The following is a 12,998-nucleotide window of genomic DNA, read 5'->3' as shown; positions in this document are numbered from 1 at the left end:
TCAGTCCTCGTCGTCGAGCACTTCGATCTCGATGACGCCTTTCTTGCTCGCCGCAAGGCCGAGCTTGCCGCTCTTGATCGCCAGAGCTTTCTCGCCGAACAGCTTGCGGCGCCAACCCTTGAGGGCAGGGACGTCAGCCGCATCGTCGAGCACGATCGAGTCGATATCGTCCGAAGTCGCGATGATGCGAGGGGCAACGCCGTTTTGCTCTGCGACTGACTTCAGCAGCACACGCAGTAGATCCCCCGTAGCGCCCTTCGGAGATGGCCCGCGGTAGCGGTCCGGCGCCTTGGGCAACTCGTTCTTCGACAGAGCCTCGACGCGCTTGATCACATCGATGATCTCGCCCGCAGCAGATGAGCGGCCGAAACCGCGCTGCACCGCACGAAGCTTTTCAAATGCCTCCTGCGACTGCGGCCGCTGCGTCGCCAGTTCGACCAGGGCATCATCTTTCAGCACGCGGCTGCGCGGCTGATCGGTATCCTGCGCCCGCTTTTCGCGCCAGGCGGCCAGTTCGCGCAGGGCGGCCACGTCCCGCGGCTTGTGCAGGCGCGATTTCAAGCGTTCCCAGGCGTTTTCGGGTTCGACCACATAGGTCCTAATGGAGTTCAGGACCCCCATCTCGTCCTCGACCCAGTCGCTGCGGCCACTTTCCTGAACACGCGCAACCAGTGCCGCATAGACGTCGCGCAGATGCGTCACGTCGGCCAGCGCATAAGTTTTCTGCTTTTCCGACAGGGGACGCGCCGCCCAATCGGTGAAACGGGACGACTTGTCGAGCTCGACGCCGGTGATTGACCGCACCAGATTGTCGTAGGAGACGCTGTCGCCGAAACCGCAGACGCTGGCCGCGACCTGCGTATCGAAAATGTTCTGCGGGACCTTGCCACTCATCTTGACGAAGATCTCGATGTCCTGGCGCGCCGCATGGAAGACTTTGCGGACGTTCGGATTGTCGAGAAGCGTGAGGAAAGACGACATATCGATGCCAGGAGTCAGCGGATCGATCAGAACCGCTTCATCCACCGTTGCAGCCTGCAGCAGACACAGTTTCGGCCAGTAAGTCGTTTCGCGAAGAAATTCGGTATCGACGGTGATGAAGTCGTAACGGGCGGCCCGCGCACAGAAGGCGTCAAGATCGCCGGTCGTCGTAATCAGGTCCATAGGACTCTTTCGGCCAGCTTCGTTTGGAAAACTGCATATCAGGCACAGAGCATTGCTGCCAACGCCGAATTGTGCGACGGGGGCGTCAGCGGGGCGTTCAACTTGACAATTGCGCCCCTGCATGCGCTTTTCCCGGCCCTGAATCCGGCCCTAAATCACACATACAGAGACTGACCCACATGCATCGCTATCGCACCCACACTTGCGCAGGCCTGAGCATCGGCGACGTTGGCAATAATGTGCGCCTGAGTGGCTGGGTACACCGTGTACGCGACCACGGCGGTTTGCTGTTTATTGACCTGCGCGACCACTACGGATTGACCCAGCTAGTGATCGATCCGGATTCCGCAGCGTTCAAGCTGGCCGAAACGGTGCGCGCCGAATGGGTGATCCGCGTCGATGGTGAGGTGAAGGCGCGGACGCCGGAGACTGTGAACGCCAAGCAGCCGACTGGCGAGGTCGAGGTGTTTATCCGCGAGCTCGAAGTGCTGAGCGAAGCCCAGGAACTGCCGCTGCCGGTGTTCGGCGAGCCGGATTATCCTGAGGATATCCGTCTGCGCTATCGCTTCATCGATCTGCGGCGCGAGACGCTGCACGCCAATATCGTCAAGCGCACCCAGATCATCTCGTCGATGCGCCAGAAGATGGGCGAGAACGGGTTTGCGGAGTATTCGACGCCGATCCTCACCGCTTCGTCGCCTGAAGGCGCACGAGACTTCCTTGTGCCGAGCCGCATTCATCCCGGCAAGTTCTACGCGTTGCCGCAGGCGCCGCAGCAGTACAAGCAATTGCTGATGGTCGCCGGGTTCGATCGCTATTTCCAGATTGCGCCGTGTTTCCGCGATGAGGACCCCCGGGCGGACCGGCTGCCCGGCGAATTCTACCAGCTCGATCTGGAGATGAGCTTTGTCACCCAGGAAGAGATCTGGGACACGATGACTCCGGTCATTACCTCGCTGTTTGAGCAGTTTGCCGAGGGTAAGCCTGTCACCAAGGACTGGCCGCGCATCCCCTATGCCGAGGCGATCCGCAAATACGGCAGCGATAAGCCGGATCTGCGCAATCCGATTGAGATGCAGGCCGTAACCGAACACTTCGCTGGTTCGGGCTTCGGGATCTTCGCCAACCAGATTGCCAAGGATGACAAGGTTGAAGTGTGGGCCATTCCCGCGCCGACCGGTGGGAGTCGCGCCTTCTGCGATCGCATGAACGCCTGGGCGCAGCAGCAGGGTCAGCCGGGTCTGGGCTATATCTTCTTCAAGGATGGTGCCGGCTCCGGGCCCATAGCCAAGAACATCGGCGAAGAGCGCACCTCTGCGATCCGCGAGCAGCTTGGCCTGAAAGACGGCGACGCCGTCTTCTTCGTCCTTGGTCGGCCGGAGAAGTTCTACAAGTTCGCCGGCGATGCGCGCGCCAAGGTCGGGCTCGACCTAGAGCTGACCGATCTCGACCGATACGAGTTCTGCTGGATCATCGATTTCCCCTTCTACGAGTGGGACGAGGACGAAAAGAAGCTCGATTTCGCCCACAACCCCTTCTCGATGCCGCAGGGTGGGCTCAAGGCGCTGGAGACCGAGGATCCGTTGTCGATCAAGGCCTATCAGTATGATGCGGTGTGCAACGGCTTCGAGATCGCCTCGGGCTCGATCCGAAATCAGCTGCCCGACACCATGATCAAGGCCTTCGAGCTGACGGGCACGACCAAGGAAGAAGTGATCGAGCGCTTTGGCGGCATGTATCGCGCCTTCCAGTATGGCGCCCCGCCGCATGGTGGCGCGGCGTTCGGTATCGACCGTATAGTCATGCTGCTGTGCGGGGCGCAGAACCTGCGCGAGGTCACGCTGTTCCCGATGAACCAGCAGGCCGAGGATCTGATGATGGGGTCCCCGGCACCCGCTGCACCCAAGCAGTTGCGTGAACTCAGCCTGCGGGTCATTGAGCCAAAGTAGGCATCAATACAGAGCATCGACAGGTGAACCCAACGCGCCACTATGACCGGCGGGTTAACAGTCGTTAAACCTCCCTTAAGCCGTCGCCACTAGCATGTGGCGACGGGCAGGGAGCGTTTTACAGCGGTGACGTCGAAATACTCGCATGTGCTGATGCTGATTGCAGCAATTTGCGCGTTCCTTCCGGTGATGGCGGTCGACGTCCTGCTCGATTCCTACGTCCGGGTGCGAGAGCGCGCGACGCTGCAAAGCGCCGCCGACGCAATCGCCGCGCGTTTGCAGACCACGGCCTACGACTCCATAAACGCCCTGCAGCGCATTGCGGCGGACAGCCCGTCCCTGTGCACACCGTCCTTCCTCGCCAATGTTCACCGCCAGATGGAGTCGAGCCTCTATCTCAAGCAGGTGTTGGTGGAGAACGCTGACGGTGTTCAGTACTGCGACGCACTCGGGCGCGCGGTCGATTACTCTCCGTTGAGCCAGGAGCTCTCTGTCGCGGGTCGCACGGAAACGATCTCCATCGTTCGCCTCGGCGAAATGAGCATGCCCGCATTGAAGGTCACGCAACAGGCCGATGGTGGACGCAAACTGTCCGCTTTCGCACCGGTGCTGGCCTCCGAGCCGGAAAGCCTGCTGGCCGGGTTGAAGCCCACATCCATGGTCCGTCTTTCGCTGACTGATGGCGACGAGATCGTTTCGGTCGGCGACGTTCTCGCCTATGACCGGCGTGGCAATACTGAATATGTGGCTGCCCAGGCGCTTGCCGGCGAACTGCCGCTCCGGGTGACGGCTGCAGTGCCCTTTGCGGTCGTGCGGGCTGACTATGGCGATCTCGACGCCAGTTTCACTGTCATCGCCTGCCTGATGTGCGGCGCTTTCCTCGTTCTGGCGCTGCAATATGTCCGGCGCTCCGACCTGCCTGCCTTCGATCTGGAACGCGCCATCGCGGCAGGCGAACTGAAGCCCTACTATCAGCCGGTCATCAACCTGCGCACCGGCGCGCTGGTCGGCTGCGAGGTGTTGTGCCGCTGGGAGAAGAACAACGGCGATGTCGTACCGCCTGGGGCGTTCATCGATTATGCCGAGGTGACGGGGCTCGCCATCCCCATGACGGTCAGCCTGATGCAGCAGGTCAAGACTGACCTGTCTGACTTGTGCGCCGAAAACCCTGACCTGAAGATCTCGATCAACCTGTTTGAGGGGCACTTCCGCGACGGTGACATTGTCGACGACGTGCACACGATTTTCGCCGATTCCCGCATCGCCTTCCGCCAATTGGTGTTCGAGCTGACCGAGCGCCAGCCGCTGGATCAGCTCGTTCAGGCGAACAGCGTGATTGCTGGCCTCCATGCCCTGGGCTGTCGGGTGGCCATGGACGACGCTGGTACGGGCCATTCAAACCTCGCCTATATGCAGACGCTTGGCGTCGACGTGATCAAGCTCGACAAGATTTTCGTCGAGATGATCCAGCCCGGCATGACCCATGTGCCCGTACTCGACGGCCTCGTGGCCATGGCTCGGGACCTTGGAACCGACATTGTCGCCGAGGGCGTCGAGACAGAAGAGCAGGCGCTCTATCTGCGCGGTCTTGGTGTGTTGCATGCGCAGGGCTATCTCTTTGCTCCGGCACTGAAGGCCGGCGCCTTCCTTGAGCTTGCCAAGGCGCTGGTACGTCCCAAGGCATCGAACCGGCAGATCGCGGTGACTGGCCGAGGACAGATTTCTGCCGCGTAGCGGAAATCCGATGCTTCCCAAGCTTCCAAATCAATCGGATTAGTGGCACTCACTCAGGCAAAGCGAGGAGGGGAAGCCGAATGAGCGATGACGTGGGCGAACAGCGCAAGGCGCTACGGGCCGCAGCGCTGCATTTCCACGAGTACCCCAAGCCGGGCAAACTGGAAATTCAGGCGACCAAGCCGCTTGGCAATCAGCGCGACCTTAGCCTCGCCTATTCGCCCGGCGTGGCTGCTCCGTGTGAGGAGATCGCCGCCGATCCCGAGACGGTGACGCGCTATACCGCCCGGGGCAATCTCGTTGCGGTCATCTCCAATGGCACGGCGGTGCTCGGTCTTGGCGCGATCGGTGCTCTCGCCAGCAAACCGGTCATGGAGGGCAAGGCGGTCCTGTTCAAAAAGTTCGCCGGTATCGATGTGTTCGACATCGAGATCGACGAGACCGACCCGCAAAAGTTCATCGAAGTCGTGCGACCGCTTGAGCCCACCTTCGGCGGCATCAATCTCGAAGATATCAAGGCGCCCGAGTGTTTCCAGATCGAGGAAACGCTGCGCGAGCGTATGAATATCCCGGTTTTCCACGACGATCAGCACGGCACGGCAATCATTGTCGGCGCCGCCGTCCTGAACGGGCTGGAACTGAGCGGCAAGAAGATCGAGGAGGTGAAGATCTGCACCTCCGGTGCCGGCGCCGCCGCTATCGCCTGCCTCAATATCCTCGTGGCGCTCGGCGCCCGTCCCGAAAATATCTGGGTTGCCGACAAGGACGGCTTGCTGACCGACCAGCGCGACGACGTCAACGATAAGTGGCGCGGCCGCTTTTGCCGCAAGTCGGATGCGACGACGCTGTCCGAGGTCATCGAGGGGGCGGATATCTTCCTCGGGCTGTCTGCTGCCGGCGTGCTGAAGCCCGAGATGCTGATGAAGATGGCGCCCAGCCCCCTGATCCTGGCGCTGGCCAATCCCAATCCGGAGATCATGCCGGAACTGGCCAAGGAGCTGCGGCCCGACGCCATGGTGTGCACCGGGCGCTCTGACTATCCCAATCAGGTCAACAACGTTCTCTGCTTCCCCTTCATCTTCCGTGGGGCGCTGGATGTCGGCGCGACGACGATCAATGAAGAGATGAAACTCGCCGCGGCGCATGCCATCGCGCGGCTGGCCCACGATCCTGGGCTGGAAGTGTCGCCGTCAGGTCAGCCCGCGGTCTATGGCCCGGAACACATCATTCCCAATCCGTTCGACCAGCGCCTGATCCTGCGCATCGCGCCGGCGGTGGCGCGGGCCGCGATGGATTCGGGTGTCGCCAAGCGGCCGATCGACGACTTCAAGGCCTATCAGGACAGCCTCAATCGCTTCGTCTTCCGCTCTGGACTCGTCATGAAGCCGGTGATGGACCGGGTGCAGGGGCAGGGCAAGCGCATCGCCTTCGCCGATGGCGAGGACGAGCGCGTGCTGCGCGCCGCGCAGGTGCTGATCGAAGACCGGATGGCACAGCCCATCCTGATCGGTCGCCCGCAAGTCATCGAGAGCCGGCTGCAGCGCTTCGGCCTGACGATCCGCCCCGATCGCGACTTCGAGGTGATCAATCCCGAGGACGACCCGCGCTATCGCGATTATGTCAGCCTGTTTCACTCACTCGTGGGACGTGATGGCGTTACGCCGGACATCGCACGCACCATCGTGCGCACCAACACGACGGTGATTGCGGCGCTGGCAATCAAGCGGGGCGAGGCTGACGCGCTGCTGTGCGGCTTCCAGGGGCGGTTCATCAAGCACGTGCGCGATATCCGCTCGATCCTCGGGCTGCGCGACGGCGTCGAGGACACTTCGGCACTTAGCATGCTGATCATGCCGAGGGGGGCGTTCTTCCTGGCGGACACCTATGTGAACATGGACCCGTCGCCGGATGAACTCGTATCTATTGCGCTGCAGGCGCGCGAGCACCTGAAACGCTTCAACCTCGAGGCGCGTGTGGCGCTGCTGAGCTACTCGAACTTCGGCTCGCGCGACGGCGATACCGCCTTCAAGATGCGCGAGACCTATCAGAAGCTTAAGTCGGTCGCACCCGACCTGATCGTCGATGGCGAGATGCAGGGCGACGTGGCGCTGAACGAGGACCTGCGGCAGCGCTATATTCCGGACACGGTGTTGGATGGTGAGGCCAATCTGCTGCTGTTCCCCAATCTCGACAGCGCTAACCTTTCCATGACGCTGCTCAAGGAAATGAACAACGCGCTCGCTGTTGGCCCGATCCTGATGGGGTTCAACGCGCCGGCGCATATTCTGGCGCCGTCGACCACCAGTCGCGGCATCGTCAACATGGCGGCCATTGCGGCAAGTGAAGCCATGGCCATCGAGGAGGGCTCAATATGATCCGGCACACAGTGGTGTTCGCGCTGAAGCACGCCAAGGATTCGGCGGAGGAGGCCAAGTTTCTCGAGGACGCGAAAGTGCTGATCGAAATTCCCGGCGTCGAGAAGTTCGAGCAGCTGCGCCAGGTCAGCGCCAAGAACGACTATGATTTCGGCTTCTCGATGGAGTTCGCCGACCAGGCGACCTACGACGCCTATAATGCCCATCCCAAGCATGTGGCCTTCGTCGAGGGGCGCTGGATACCCGAAGTTGATCGGTTCATGGAGATCGACTACGTCGCCCTTTGAGGGCGACGTAAATGCTCCGGCTGCTTACTGAAACGCCGTTTCGGCGAAGCTTCTCAGCTTGCGCGAGTGAAGCCGCTCCGGCGGCTGCCCGCGCAGGATCTCCATCGCACGTAAACCGATCTGGAAGTGGCGGTTCACCTGCGTGCGGTAGAAGTCGGACGCCATACCAGGCAGCTTCAACTCGCCATGCAGCGGCTTGTCCGAGACGCACAGCAGAGTGCCGTAGGGGACGCGGAAGCGAAAGCCGTTGGCAGCGATGGTCGCCGATTCCATATCGAGGGCGACGGCGCGCGACTGGCTGAGCTGGCGCACGATCTCGCGCTGGTCGCGCAGCTCCCAGTTGCGGTTGTCGAAGGTCGCCACGGTGCCCGTGCGCATGATGCGTTTGGTCGCCATGCCTTCGGTCTCGGTGATCTCGGCCACGGCCTGCTCAAGCGCCACCTGAACTTCGGCCAGCGCCGGAATCGGCACCGTGACGGGCACATCGGCGTCCAGCACATGGTCCTCGCGCAAATAGGCGTGGGCGAGCACGTAATCCCCCAGGTCCTGCGAGTTCCTGAGGCCGGCGCAGTGCCCAAGCATGATCCAGGCATGCGGGCGGAGGACGGCGATGTGGTCCGTTGCCGTCTTGGCATTCGAAGGCCCGACGCCGATGTTGACCATGGTGATGCCGCGGCCGCGCGGCATGGTGAGGTGCAACGCCGGCATTTGCGGCGACCGGGTCGCAGCTTCGCCCGTCGTTCCGCCGCCAAGGCGGGCGTTGAGGGTGGTGAGCCCGCCGGGCTCGACGAGGCTCTCGTAGTCCGGATGGCCTTCGGCCATGAACTGCTTCGCTACCCGGGCGAACTCATCCATGTAGAAGGCGTAGTTCGTGAAGATCACGAAATTCTGGAAATGCTCCGGGCCGGTGCCGGTGTAGTGGCTCAGCCGCTGCAGCGAATAGTCGACACGCGGCGCGGTGAAATGGGCGAGCGGGTAGGGGCCGCCGGGTGGCGGCACGAAGGTGCCGTTGGCGATCTCGTCGTCGGTGTCTTGCAGGTCGGGCACATCGAACAGGTCACGCAGCGGGATCGGCAGGGCGTTGATCGCTTCGCCGTCGATGCGCTCGTTGGCGGCCACGGCAAAGTGCAGCGGAATGCGCGTCGAAGATTCGCCCACCTCGATGGCACCGCCATGGTTGGCGAGGATCACCTCGAACTGCTCGATCAGGTAGCGGCGAAACAGCGCCGGCTGCGTGATGGTGGTACGATAGAGCCCAGGGGTGTGCAGATAGCCATAGGGCAGCGTCGAATCGGTCGAGCCATAGCTGCGCGACGTTACCTGCGCTTCCGGATAGAACGCACGGACCCGTCCCTTCGGCACGATTCCGTGCTCCAGATCGAGCAAATGCTGGCGAATAAATCCGGTGTTCCGACGATAGATCTCGTCGATATAGTCCCAGGCCGCAACGGGATCGGTGAAGGCCTTCTGGGGCAGCGTGGCCGGGGTAATCGTGTCCATCGGCTCTTTCCCTTTGGCAATACGGGCCATGCCCGCGTTGCGGTCAGTCATTAGGCGTTCAGGCCGGTTTCGGCAACTCGCACCTTACCGAAGAGTCATGATCTTCACCTTGCGGTGAGTGCACTTTTCTCGCCGCAATACGCGACCATCTATGGTGTCGGTTCGCTGGACCAATGCAAACGACCCATGCATCCGGTGAACTCAGGAGGAGGCGACCCGCCGTTGCCCCCAAGCCCTCAATGAGTACGGCGGAGCTTCCTCGGGCCGCGACATCTACTGATGTCGCGGCCCCATTCGTTTTTACGCTCCGTAGCGCTCACGAAGTGCCTCAACCGACATGTCGACCAGCTCGGTGAGCTTGTCGACATCGATGTCGGAGAGCCGCTTGACGTAAAGGCACGCCTTGCCGGCACGGTGTTTGCCAAGGCTCCCCAACAGTTCTTCAGCGCGATCCTGGCTCTCGGGCAGGTAGCGCCCCATCAGGTAGAGGCTGAACTCGGCCTTGCGCGGCGCGAAGCCGGTCAGCATTGCGTCGCCCTCGCGACCGCTTTCGTACTTGTAGTGATAACTGCCGAACCCGATCATCGAGTCGCCCCACATGCGGGGCGGCTCGCCGGTGACACCGGACATGATCTCGATCAGTTGTTCTGCATCGGCCCGGCGTTTCTCGTCCGTCACGGTATCGAGATATGCGTCTACCTCGGCGTCTGTCGGTCCGATCTTGTTGGTCGTTCCTGCCATTTCATCCTCCTCGGCTCCTGTAGTCGGAGTGCGAGCGGAACGGGACGACCCTACGAACCGCTTACGTCGTACACGGTCTCGGGGTTGATTTCGCCATCATAGCTCGCATCGACATCGTAGCGCTTGAGCACGAATTCGCCACCCTCGAAGGCCCAGACCGCGCTATCGGAGGCATCACCAATACCGCGCCAGTAGCTGGTGGCCTCGATTGCCCCCATGTCGGCGTTGAACTTCGGGTTCGTCACACGGAAGCGTGAGCTCATGCCCTTGACGTCGACCTGCTCGAGCGGCGCGTCGGTCGCAGTGTCGGGCGTGTCTCCATAAACGGCTTCGATCGTCGGATAGGCAAAGCTCAATGGGCGCAGGCCCCAGCTGTTATCCCAGCCATAGAAAATCGACGAGACATTGTAGGCGCCGGCATCGCAGGTGAACTGGTAAAGCCGGAAGGTCCGGTCCGCCATGTCGGCATCGTCATAGGACTCGCGATAGCTCAGATCGTAGATCTGCGGCTCGATCCCGCCATAGCCGCCATCGATCGCCGCGCTGCATTCTTCCGTGAACGCCAGCACGAACAAGCGCTTGGCCAGCTCAGTGTCCGGCGGCGCGTCGCCGTAGGTATTGAGAGAGGTGTCGGGTACGTAATCAGCATAGGGACCACTGACAGGATTGGTCGACGCGTCCTGGCCAAGGGTCGGTGTGGCGAGGAGGACGGGCACTGCAAGGGCAGCCAGGAGGCGAAATGAGGTCATGGTATTCTCCGAAAAATCTTGGACGGCAGCCCGCATCAAATCCTTGGGTAAACGCGCAAGGGCATGGTGGTCCGATGCATGCGGGCAGTGTCATTGCTGCCGCTGTAGCGCGTCGTTGGTGGCGACGCCAGATTGTCTCTGAGTTGCGCACCGACCTCTGCATGCGCCTTCACGATCGTGCAAGTGCACGACCTGGCTCGGACTAGCTGTAGCGCTGCTCGGTCCACGGGTCGCCGCGATTGTGGTAGCCGCGCAGCTCCCAGAAGCCTGGATGGTCCTTGGCGACGAACTCGATTTTGCGCAGCCACTTGGGGCTCTTCCAAAAGTAGAGATGCGGCACGACAAGGCGAACAGGGGCGCCATGCTCGGCAGTCAGCGGTGCGTCTTCCCAGCTGTGGGCCAACAAGGCATCGGGACTGGCAAAGTCCTCGATCGTCAGGTTGGTGGTATAGCCATCATTGCAGGTGAAAAGCACGTGCCTGGCCGTCTCCTTGACCCTGACTGCCTCCATCAGATGGGTCGTCGAGACACCGTCCCAGTGATTGTCATAGCGCGACCAGCTCGTAACGCAGTGGATATCGGACACTGCCTTTACCTGCGGTTGGTCCATCATCCCCTGAAATGTCCATGTCTGCGGATCATCGACCAGACCGACGATATCGAGTCGCCAGACGTCTTGGCTGACATTGGGAGTCTGGCCCAGGTCGAGCACCGGCCAGCTGGTGACCAGATGCTGCCCCGGCGGCAGACGGGCGTCTTCGGGTCGGCTGCGCTGACCTGTCAGGAACTTGCCGAGTTCGGCCCAGCGGGACTTGGATTTCGTCAGCTTGCTGTCGTCGGGAGTATCGTCTGCCATGTGCGGCCTCGCTTGCGATCCTGCCATCAGGTTCCGCGCCTTGGCACCGATGTCAATGGTGACGGCTTTCCGGATGCCGAGACGTCAGCGGATGCGTTGTTTCAAGAGGCGGTTTTGAATTTCGCGTCCATTGCGGTGAAGACGGGGGCTCCCCATGTCCTTGTCTGAACAACGGAGTGGAGAGACAGCAATGCTGAACCCAGAAGACCGTCGCGCAATCGAAGGGCTGTTTGATCGGCTCGCCAGCGTTGAAGCGAGCAGTCAGGTGCGCGACGCGGACGCAGAGCAGTTCATCCGCGATGAAATCGCGCGGCAGCCGGCGGCGCCGTACTACATGGCGCAGACGATCCTTGTTCAGGAGCAGGCGCTGGAAACAGCGCAACGACGGATAGCGGAGCTTGAAGCTGCGGCGCGGGCGCCAGCGCCTGCGCAGAGAGCGCGCGGGCCGTGGGATCGCGACGAGACGCGTTCGGGTGGCGGTTTTCTGGCCGGGGCCGCTCAGACAGCGCTCGGCGTCACCGGCGGCATGATGCTCGGCAGCCTGATTGGCTCGATGTTCGGAAGTAGTGAGGCCCAAGCGGTCGAACCCATGCCCGAAAGCGCGCCAGAGCCCACCGACGCCGGCGGGGATGACACCGATATGGGCGGTGACGACTTCGGTGGTTTTGACGGTGGTGGCTTCGATTTCGGCGGCGACTTCTAGCCGCCTATCGAGGCGAAGAACCGCGTATTGCTGAACGTGCCGGGCTTGCGCTTTTCGTAAAAGACGTTTCCGCCAGCCTTCAGCACATAATACATGTTCTTGTACGGGAAGCTGTAGCCGGCGGTGTGGAAGTGCTTCACGTCCCGGCTCAGCCCGCGGTGCCGCTGTCCGGCGAGGACGCGGTCTGCTATGCGATAGGCGCGCGCCATAGAGGCGCCTTCCTTCATCGGACGGCTGAGAACGCCGGATGCAAACTGGTTCTTCTGGCCAACGACGCCACAAACATTCTCAGGATAGGTACGGTCCGAGACGCGGTTCATCACCACGGTGCCGACGGCAAGCATGCCGTCTTCGCTGGATCGATTGGATTCGAAGTACATCGCGCGCGCCATGCAATCGCGGGAAGATGCGCCTGCGAACGGCAACGTCACACAGCCGGCCAACAGTGATGCGCTGAGCGAAGCTGAAACAAGAAGTCTGATGGCTCGTCCGAGCAAGACCAACTCCAAAACGCGACACCATGTGCGAAGGCGCGCTTATGCACGCAATCGCACAATGCAGCGTACGAAGTTAATTTCCTGTTTACGTTTTGCCCTGTGCTTACCGTCGCGACCTGGAACCAAGCAACAGACTAAGCAGACAAGCCAGTCCGGCGACGGCGGCTACCGCCGGAAGCGGGTCCTTGCCGACTGCGCGTCCGGCGCGCGCCGCTTGGCGCCCGGCCCGGCTGGCCACCACAGCGGTGCCGTGGGCCGCGTCCTCGGCCACGTCATGTATGAAATGACCTGCATTGTGACCGGCGCGCGCGCTGTAGCGCCCTAGTGTTTCCGCAATGGAAGACGCTTCCTGACCGAGGTTAGCGATCTGCCGGCTAAGGCGATCTTCCGCCTGTTGCGTCCAAGCGGCGATGTTGCGGTTCGATTTGGCCATAACGGTGCTC

12 protein-coding genes are annotated in these 12,998 nt (G+C 61.8%); 5 read left to right on the top strand and 7 right to left on the bottom strand.

Annotation, left to right across the window (positions count from 1 at the left end):
• Positions 1-1,164: a ribonuclease D gene (rnd, locus tag ACN0TK_RS08015; RefSeq protein ID WP_417308947.1), complete on the bottom strand. Its 1,164-nt coding sequence runs from the start codon at positions 1,162-1,164 to the stop codon at positions 1-3.
• 179 nt (positions 1,165-1,343) lie between these two features.
• On the opposite strand from rnd, the gene aspS reads away from it, so the two are divergent.
• From aspS to ACN0TK_RS07995, 4 genes are all read left to right on the top strand, one after another.
• Complete coding sequence (gene aspS / locus ACN0TK_RS08010) at positions 1,344-3,113, top strand: aspartate--tRNA ligase (RefSeq protein ID WP_417308946.1); 1,770 nt, start codon at positions 1,344-1,346, stop codon at positions 3,111-3,113.
• 126 nt (positions 3,114-3,239) lie between these two features.
• Positions 3,240-4,847, top strand: a complete 1,608-nt coding sequence (locus ACN0TK_RS08005; RefSeq protein ID WP_417308945.1) for an EAL domain-containing protein — start codon at positions 3,240-3,242, stop codon at positions 4,845-4,847.
• Between the two features lie 80 nt (positions 4,848-4,927).
• Positions 4,928-7,222: an NADP-dependent malic enzyme gene (locus tag ACN0TK_RS08000; RefSeq protein ID WP_417308944.1), complete on the top strand. Its 2,295-nt coding sequence runs from the start codon at positions 4,928-4,930 to the stop codon at positions 7,220-7,222.
• Positions 7,219-7,509: a Dabb family protein gene (locus ACN0TK_RS07995; RefSeq protein ID WP_417308943.1), complete on the top strand. Its 291-nt coding sequence runs from the start codon at positions 7,219-7,221 to the stop codon at positions 7,507-7,509. Before ACN0TK_RS08000 ends, ACN0TK_RS07995 begins: the two co-directional genes overlap by 4 nt.
• A gap of 24 nt (positions 7,510-7,533) precedes the next feature.
• On the opposite strand, the gene ACN0TK_RS07990 is transcribed toward ACN0TK_RS07995, so the two are convergent.
• From ACN0TK_RS07990 to ACN0TK_RS07975, 4 genes are all read right to left on the bottom strand, one after another.
• Positions 7,534-9,009, bottom strand: coding sequence for an AMP nucleosidase (locus ACN0TK_RS07990; RefSeq protein WP_417308942.1), 1,476 nt, complete (start codon positions 9,007-9,009; stop codon positions 7,534-7,536).
• Positions 9,010-9,309: 300 nt separating this feature from the next.
• On the bottom strand, positions 9,310-9,750 hold the full coding sequence (locus ACN0TK_RS07985) for a DUF1801 domain-containing protein (protein WP_417308941.1): 441 nt from the start codon (positions 9,748-9,750) through the stop codon (positions 9,310-9,312).
• 50 nt (positions 9,751-9,800) lie between these two features.
• Entirely contained in the window at positions 9,801-10,499 is a 699-nt protein-coding gene (locus tag ACN0TK_RS07980; RefSeq protein ID WP_417308940.1) for a DUF1176 domain-containing protein, read from the bottom strand.
• Between the two features lie 202 nt (positions 10,500-10,701).
• Entirely contained in the window at positions 10,702-11,355 is a 654-nt protein-coding gene (locus ACN0TK_RS07975; protein WP_417308939.1) for a sulfite oxidase-like oxidoreductase, read from the bottom strand.
• A gap of 190 nt (positions 11,356-11,545) precedes the next feature.
• Between ACN0TK_RS07975 and ACN0TK_RS07970 the strand changes: the two genes are divergently transcribed.
• A complete protein-coding gene (locus ACN0TK_RS07970; RefSeq protein WP_417308938.1) occupies positions 11,546-12,058 on the top strand; it encodes a DUF2076 domain-containing protein in 513 nt (170 codons plus the stop codon).
• Here the strand turns inward: ACN0TK_RS07970 and ACN0TK_RS07965 are convergent.
• Positions 12,055-12,438: a cell wall hydrolase gene (locus ACN0TK_RS07965; RefSeq protein WP_417308937.1), complete on the bottom strand. Its 384-nt coding sequence runs from the start codon at positions 12,436-12,438 to the stop codon at positions 12,055-12,057. The two genes, ACN0TK_RS07970 and ACN0TK_RS07965, sit on opposite strands and share 4 nt — an antisense overlap.
• Before the next feature lie 220 nt (positions 12,439-12,658).
• Positions 12,659-12,988, bottom strand: coding sequence for a hypothetical protein (locus tag ACN0TK_RS07960; protein WP_417308936.1), 330 nt, complete (start codon positions 12,986-12,988; stop codon positions 12,659-12,661).
• Positions 12,989-12,998 lie beyond the last annotated feature (10 nt).

The sequence above is a fragment of the Devosia sp. genome (assembly GCF_048261455.1).
Classification (GTDB): domain Bacteria; phylum Pseudomonadota; class Alphaproteobacteria; order Rhizobiales; family Devosiaceae; genus Devosia_A.
The sequence above is the reverse complement of the archived record's forward strand: the minus strand, read 5'-3'. Positions and strand labels throughout refer to the sequence as shown.

What these genes read in the sequence shown, in the direction of transcription:
- ACN0TK_RS07960 (WP_417308936.1), bottom strand. Translation starts at nt 12,988, where the DNA reads ATGGCCAAATCGAACCGCAACATCGCCGCTTGGACGCAACAGGCGGAA.
- ACN0TK_RS07965 (WP_417308937.1), bottom strand. Translation starts at nt 12,438, where the DNA reads ATGTACTTCGAATCCAATCGATCCAGCGAAGACGGCATGCTTGCCGTC.
- rnd (WP_417308947.1), bottom strand. Translation starts at nt 1,164, where the DNA reads ATGGACCTGATTACGACGACCGGCGATCTTGACGCCTTCTGTGCGCGG.
- ACN0TK_RS07980 (WP_417308940.1), bottom strand. Translation starts at nt 10,499, where the DNA reads ATGACCTCATTTCGCCTCCTGGCTGCCCTTGCAGTGCCCGTCCTCCTC.
- ACN0TK_RS07990 (WP_417308942.1), bottom strand. Translation starts at nt 9,009, where the DNA reads ATGGACACGATTACCCCGGCCACGCTGCCCCAGAAGGCCTTCACCGAT.
- ACN0TK_RS08000 (WP_417308944.1), top strand. Translation starts at nt 4,928, where the DNA reads ATGAGCGATGACGTGGGCGAACAGCGCAAGGCGCTACGGGCCGCAGCG.
- aspS (WP_417308946.1), top strand. Translation starts at nt 1,344, where the DNA reads ATGCATCGCTATCGCACCCACACTTGCGCAGGCCTGAGCATCGGCGAC.
- ACN0TK_RS07995 (WP_417308943.1), top strand. Translation starts at nt 7,219, where the DNA reads ATGATCCGGCACACAGTGGTGTTCGCGCTGAAGCACGCCAAGGATTCG.
- ACN0TK_RS07985 (WP_417308941.1), bottom strand. Translation starts at nt 9,750, where the DNA reads ATGGCAGGAACGACCAACAAGATCGGACCGACAGACGCCGAGGTAGAC.
- ACN0TK_RS07970 (WP_417308938.1), top strand. Translation starts at nt 11,546, where the DNA reads ATGCTGAACCCAGAAGACCGTCGCGCAATCGAAGGGCTGTTTGATCGG.
- ACN0TK_RS07975 (WP_417308939.1), bottom strand. Translation starts at nt 11,355, where the DNA reads ATGGCAGACGATACTCCCGACGACAGCAAGCTGACGAAATCCAAGTCC.